This is a genomic window from Mesorhizobium sp. M7A.F.Ca.CA.001.08.2.1, from assembly GCF_003998455.1.
Taxonomy (GTDB): domain Bacteria; phylum Pseudomonadota; class Alphaproteobacteria; order Rhizobiales; family Rhizobiaceae; genus Mesorhizobium; species Mesorhizobium ciceri.
On record NZ_RZPW01000416.1, the window covers coordinates 1 to 5,487 of the forward strand.

2 protein-coding genes and 1 pseudogene are annotated in these 5,487 nt (G+C 63.4%); 1 reads left to right on the forward strand and 2 read right to left on the reverse strand.

What is annotated here, in order from left to right; translation table 11 throughout:
- Together EN914_RS22380 and EN914_RS22385 are read right to left on the reverse strand one after the other, a co-directional pair.
- Window positions 1-1,195 (reverse strand): annotated as a pseudogene (locus EN914_RS22380) (hypothetical protein); the annotation flags it as partial.
- Between the two features lie 10 nt (window positions 1,196-1,205).
- A complete protein-coding gene (locus EN914_RS22385) occupies window positions 1,206-3,449 on the reverse strand; it encodes a hypothetical protein (protein WP_032898762.1) in 2,244 nt (747 codons plus the stop codon).
- A 213-nt stretch (window positions 3,450-3,662) separates the two neighbouring features.
- Between EN914_RS22385 and dnaK the strand changes: the two genes are divergently transcribed.
- Window positions 3,663-5,487, forward strand: a 1,825-nt coding sequence (gene dnaK, locus EN914_RS22390) for a molecular chaperone DnaK (protein ID WP_127389266.1), incomplete at its 3' end; no start/stop codon positions are given.

The following is a 5,487-nucleotide window of genomic DNA, read 5'->3' on the forward strand; positions in this document are numbered from 1 at the left end:
CGCAGCCGCCGCCCATCGTGCAACGCGTCACGTCGGCGCGTTTCTCGACCTTGAGGTCCGGCTCCTTGTCCCTGGGCGGGCACCTCTGGTCACGCGGGATGACGATGTCGATCGTCTGCGTGCAGCACAGGCCCCAGCCTTCCTTCGGACCGGCATAGGTTTCGATGCCGGTGACGATGAGGTGGATGACGTCGCCGGGCGAGGCACCGACGATCTTCCAGTTGAGCACACCGCCGCCCGCCGGCACCAATTGGGTATCGGGGATGATGTTGATGCCGGGCGTGCTCGTCGACACCTGCACCCACTTGCCGCCCATCTCCGGGCCGACCGGCATGTGATAGATGAAGGCGCCGCCGCCGGGCACGCAGTCGACCGTACCGCGTTCCACCTTGAAGCATTCCTTGCCGGGAGGTGGCGGTGGCGGATTGCACTTGGTGACGTCGATCTTGATCGAGGTCTTCACGCCGGTCTTGAAGTCACCGTCGTCGGGCTTGCCCGGATCCTGCGATGGGATGATGGTCCCGGTGCCCGGTCCGGCCGTCACCTTGATCATGCCCTGGTTGTCGACGATCGTCGGCGCGGGAAATGCCGCACGATCGATCTTGGCCGTGATCGCGAAGTTGATCACACGCTCGTTGGCAGCGCCGACGCCGTCGACATCGGACGTGGAGATGCGGAAATCGGAAACCGTGGCAGTATCGTTCGGATTTGCCGAAGTGCTGATCGTTGCACCCGGCAGTGGTCCGCCGGACGAATCCGTGCCGTCGCCGGACACGTTGACGTTGATGATCGCAAGGCCGTGCGGAAGCTGGTCCTTGAAGTCGATCCTGACCTTCTTCAGCCTGGCCTCGAGGCTCGGGTCGGCAAGGCCCTGCGGATCGCCGCGCAAGCCGAAGCTCAGCGAGTAGACGACGTAATCGCAGCCTCTTTGAACGCCTGTCTTGGTGAAGAAAGGCACCACCTGGTCAGGCCTCGGAGTGACGACGCGCGAACTGTCGAGATCGAGCTTCAGCTCCGGGGTGATCGAGGCAGCGTCTTCTGCAAAGCCTTGCACCGGGGTGAACATGGCGACCGCGATACCGGCCGCCATCAGCCAGCGCGCGCCGCGCCTGGCGTATGACAGGGGTTTCATGATCGTCTCCATGACGGTTGTTTGGACGTTCGTTGCGAGCGGGGAGAGTGCGAGATTTTTCATCTTCCCCTCCTCAACGTTCGCAGCTGGCGGCTGGGGTTCTGAGCGGCAAAGTCATCTTGCAGCAAGGGTAATAGCCACCCTTGTCCTTGTCGGACTTCCTGTAGAAGCAGAGCCCGACATCGACTGTGTCGCCCGGATAGTGGCCGGTGATGTCGATCGTGTAAGGCTTGCCGGGCGCATGCGACTGGGATGATGTCACCCCGACGCCTGGCGTCCTGGACTGGACCTTGATCGAATCGCCGCCGAAGCCGGCATGGTCATGGAGATAGAGATCGGCCTCGAGGCCGGAAGGCGTGCAGTAATACTGGACGTCGTCGACGTCGAGACATGGAGGCAGGTTGCCGGGTGGTGGGAAATCCGGCGGGTAGAAGGGGGGCAGGTAGCCGCCCGGGATTTCCTCGTAATAGCCGGCGCGGCCCTCGCAAGGGTGCCAGACGGCAACATCGCCGACATGGCCCTCGACCTCCGGGTCTTCGAAATAACCGTCGAAGTCGACGAACCATGAGCCGAAGGGCGGCACATTAGCCGGCTTGACCAGCTCTTTCGGCGTGATCTGCACACCGTGTACGGCCAGCGGCCCGCCGGCTGCGAGCTGTTCGGCGAGTGAAGGATTGTCGCGCAGCTTGTCGCCCGTGTTGACCAGCGTCTGCGTGCAGACGGAGCTGTCGAGATTGCCGTCGGCGTCATAGCCATATTGCAGGTCGAGGCCGCCGGCCGACTGCCGGTTGCCTTGGGGGAAGCCGACCGCATATTCCTGCGGCACTTCGACCCAGACCGATTCCGTTTCCGGATCGTCCGGGTTCTCCCGGAAATAGCGGATGACCTCGCCTTTACCGGAATCGGCGAACTGGCTGTAATCGTAACGGTTCTCGACCGGACCGCGCTGGGCCAGGTACATGAAGCCGCTGTTGTCGAAGGCGATGTCGGTGACGGCGTAGTCCTTGTCGGCCCTGACCATCAGTTCCCAGCGCGGGTCACCGGCAAAACTGCCGTCGCGAGCGATGCCCACCGACCAGATTTCCGACTTTTCGCCGACCGAATAGTAGAGCCGGCCGCCATGGTAGGAGACACCCCAGACGCGGCGCTCGTCCTGCGTGTAGCCCCAGCTGTCGGGGTCTTCGCTATCGAAGGCGGCACCTTGTATGTCCATCACCGAACCATCGTCGGCGACGGGAGCGAGCCCATGCGTGGGCCGGCCGGCAACGCCGTGATCGAAGCTGTCGATCAGTCTGCCTTCGGCGTCGATGCGATGGATCAGGCCGGTGTCGAGATCGGACGCAAAGAACTCGCGGTGAGTGGCGTCGAAAGTGAGATTGCCGATGCCGGGACCGCTGTTGGTGTCGATGTCGGCGAATTTGGAGACCTGGCCGGTGATGCCGTCGATCTTCCAGACGGTGCCCGGCCCACCACCGTTTTCGGTGCCGAACTGGCCATCCATGAAGGTGGCACCGGCAGCGCCGCGGCGCTGCCTCTCGGGGCGGCCGTCATCGTCGGCATCCGGGGTGACGATACGGATGCCGTGCAGCGAGGTGGCGCCGGCATAGAGATTGGGAATGCCCGATGGAACGCCGTCGCGCACGCCGTCATCATAGGTGACGCCGAACACCTGGCCGATCTGCTCCGCCGTCACCTCGAAGGGCGGCGGCGTGTTGACCAGCTGGCCGGAGGCTGGGCCGCCCAGATGCGAAACGTCGAACACGCGCAAGGTGGCGCGCGTGGGGTCGATGAAGGTTTCGTCGACCGGATCGACGCCGGGCGGCAGGCCCTCTTTTTCGGAATCAGGGGGGTCGAAATTGGGAATGATGGTGCCGGAGAATCCGGTCACCGCCATCGAGCCGGGATAGATGATCCGGGTTTCCTGCGCCTGCGCGGCGCCCAGCCACAGGCCGAGTGCCAGCGCCAGCAACCCGCCTGGATGCACAGCACGGCGCAAGCCGCCATCAAGAGACGACACGAACGAGCCGCGGATGCGAGACATGACACTACCCCCCGTAGTCGACGGGAGAACGTCGGGGCTGGCCGCGCAAATCAGGGCAAGGCGCGGCGGTCCGGCTCGTTCTTCCCTGATCGAATTGTCTGCTTTCCTCAAGACGACGATACGCCTGGTCTTACGCAGGGTCAACGGAATCAGCGGAAAGCCCAGCGCATCGACCCCGTCCCGAAGGCGGTGGTCGCGCCGAGCTCCTGTTGTTCCCGGAGACCTCAGAGCCTCTGGGTTATTGGTCATGGGGGCTTCCTTTCCGGGCCGCACCATGCGGCACCTGGAGATCAGTCGCGGGCGGAGATGGAAAGGTTCATGGAAGGCCTGCGCAGAATGCTTGCGCGCGATGCCGCCTGTTCTTATATACGCGCCAAGCCGTTCGGCGCCGGAACGCCGGTTGCCGGAACGGGATTTCTTGTGAACAGGGGCTTTCGTCGGAACGCCTGTACGGGTCCTGAGAGCCTGCTTAGCGGAGAGACTAGAGAAATGGCAAAAGTAATCGGTATCGATCTCGGCACCACCAACTCCTGCATCGCCATCATGGATGGCAAGGAGCCCAAGGTAATCGAGAATGCAGAAGGCGCGCGCACGACGCCTTCCATCGTCGCCATCTCGGGCGACGACGAACGTCTGGTCGGCCAGCCGGCCAAGCGCCAGGCGGTCACCAATCCTGAAAACACCATCTTCGCGGTCAAGCGCCTGATCGGCCGCCGCTATGACGATCCGGTGACGGAGAAGGACAAGAAGCTTGTCCCCTACAAGATCGTCAAGGGCGACAATGGCGATGCCTGGGTCGAAGCCGGCGGCAGGAAGCAGTCGCCCTCGCAGATTTCGGCCATGATCCTGCAGAAGATGAAAGAGACGGCGGAAGCCTATCTCGGCGAAAAGGTCGAGAAGGCGGTCATCACCGTTCCGGCCTATTTCAACGACGCCCAGCGCCAGGCGACCAAGGATGCCGGCAAGATCGCCGGCCTTGAAGTGCTGCGCATCATCAACGAGCCGACCGCGGCAGCGCTTGCCTATGGCCTCGACAAGAAGGAAGGCAAGACCATTGCCGTCTATGACCTTGGCGGCGGCACGTTCGACATTTCGGTGCTCGAAATCGGCGATGGCGTGTTCGAGGTCAAGTCGACCAATGGCGACACCTTCCTCGGCGGCGAGGATTTCGACATGCGCCTGGTCGAATACCTGGCGGCCGAGTTCAAGAAGGAACAGGGTATCGACCTGAAGAACGACAAGCTTGCCCTGCAGCGCCTCAAGGAGGCGGCTGAAAAGGCCAAGATCGAGCTGTCGTCGACCACCCAGACCGAAATCAACCTGCCCTTCATCACCGCCGACGCGACCGGGCCGAAGCACCTGACGCTGAAGCTGACGCGCGCCAAGTTCGAGCAGCTGGTCGACGACCTCGTCCAGCGCACGATTGCCCCTTGCAAGGCGGCGTTGAAGGATGCCGGCCTGAAGGCGGGCGAGATCGACGAAGTCGTCCTGGTCGGCGGCATGACCCGCATGCCCAAGATCCAGGAAATCGTGAAGCAGTTCTTCGGCAAGGAGCCGCACAAGGGCGTCAATCCGGATGAGGTCGTCGCTCTCGGCGCCGCCATCCAGGCCGGCGTGCTGCAGGGTGACGTCAAGGACGTGCTGTTGCTCGACGTGACGCCGCTGTCGCTCGGCATCGAGACGCTGGGTGGCGTGTTCACCCGCCTGATCGAACGCAACACGACGATCCCGACCAAGAAGAGCCAGGTGTTCTCGACGGCCGAGGACTCACAGTCGGCAGTGACCATCCGGGTCTTCCAGGGTGAGCGCGAAATGGCCGCCGACAACAAGGCGCTCGGCCAGTTCGACCTGGTCGGCATTCCGCCGGCGCCGCGCGGCGTACCGCAGATCGAGGTCACCTTCGACATCGACGCCAACGGCATCGTCAACGTTTCGGCCAAGGACAAGGGCACCGGCAAGGAGCACCAGATCCGCATCCAGGCATCGGGTGGTCTTTCGGACGCCGACATCGAGAAGATGGTCAAGGACGCCGAGGCCAATGCCGAGACCGACAAGAAGCGGCGTGCGCTGGTCGAGGCCCGCAACCAGGCCGAAGCGCTGCTGCATTCCTCGGAGAAGTCGCTGAAGGAATATGGCGACAAGGTTTCGGAAGGCGAGCGCACGGCGATCTCCGACGCGATCGCGGCGCTGAAGACCGCGACCGAAGGCGACGACGCGGCCGACATCGAAGCCAAGAGCCAGGCGCTGGCCGAGGCTTCTATGAAGCTTGGCCAAGCCATGTACGAGGCTTCGCAGAAGGAAGCGGCGGAAGCCG

Bases quoted from the DNA above. Each gene is read 5' to 3' on its own strand.
- EN914_RS22385 (WP_032898762.1), bottom strand. From the start codon at position 3,449: ATGGTGCGGCCCGGAAAGGAAGCCCCCATGACCAATAACCCAGAGGCT.